General features: G+C 66.9%; 2 protein-coding genes. Both read right to left on the bottom strand.

The window, feature by feature from the left end:
• On the bottom strand, positions 1–278 hold a 278-nt coding region (locus tag AC07M7_RS21125; protein WP_495208227.1), incomplete at its 3' end, for a fimbrial biogenesis chaperone.
• An 85-nt stretch (positions 279–363) separates the two neighbouring features.
• The coding region (locus AC07M7_RS21120) for a fimbrial protein (protein WP_495208226.1) at positions 364–720 on the bottom strand (357 nt) is incomplete at its 5' end.

Raw genomic sequence — 720 nt, 5'->3', positions numbered from 1 at the left:
AGCGCCTGGCTGCGGCCCGGCTCGACGCGCGCGATCGGCGGCGTCAGCACGAACGGTGCATCGCTGGTATCGGCGGTCTGGTTGGCGTCGCCGCTGTCGATCCAGGCCTGCACCAGCGCCGGCGATTCGCCCACGTTGTCGACCTGCACGGTGACTTCGCGCGCCTGCGCCGGATAGATCACTCGCGTGCCGTTGACCACCACGCCGGCCAGTGCGTTCTGGCAGAAGGGCAGCGTGAACGCTGCCAGCAGCAGCGCCCGGGGAAAGATTGCTTTCATCGGAAGTACTACGCTCGAGGTGTGTGGCCAGAGGCCGCGGAGCATTGGCCGGCGCGTACGCCGGCCAATGCGGGTACGGCTACGATCAGTTGTAGATGATCGTGTACTTGACGCTGCTGGTGACGTCGCCCGGGGTGGCGGCGGCAGTGGCGTAGTACTCAGCGTAGTAGCTCAGGTCGGCCGAACCGTCGGTGCCGACGGTGACCCACTGCGAGTTGGTCTGGGCCAGGCCAGCGCCGGCTGCCTTGATCGGCAGGACCTGGTTGTTGGAACCCAGCAGCTGCAGCTGCACGTTGGTGGCAGCGTTGGCCGAAGCCTGGTTCAGCAGGCGGCCGGTGTTGAAGTCAACGGTCGAACCCGGCTCGAAGTAGGTCGCGACGTTGCCGGCGCTGCACTTGGTCAGGTTGATCGCGAACGGGGTACGACCCGCAACGGCACCGGC

Source organism: Stenotrophomonas sp. GW821-FHT09E08 (assembly GCF_059416125.1).
The sequence above is the reverse complement of the archived record's forward strand: the minus strand, read 5'-3'. Positions and strand labels throughout refer to the sequence as shown.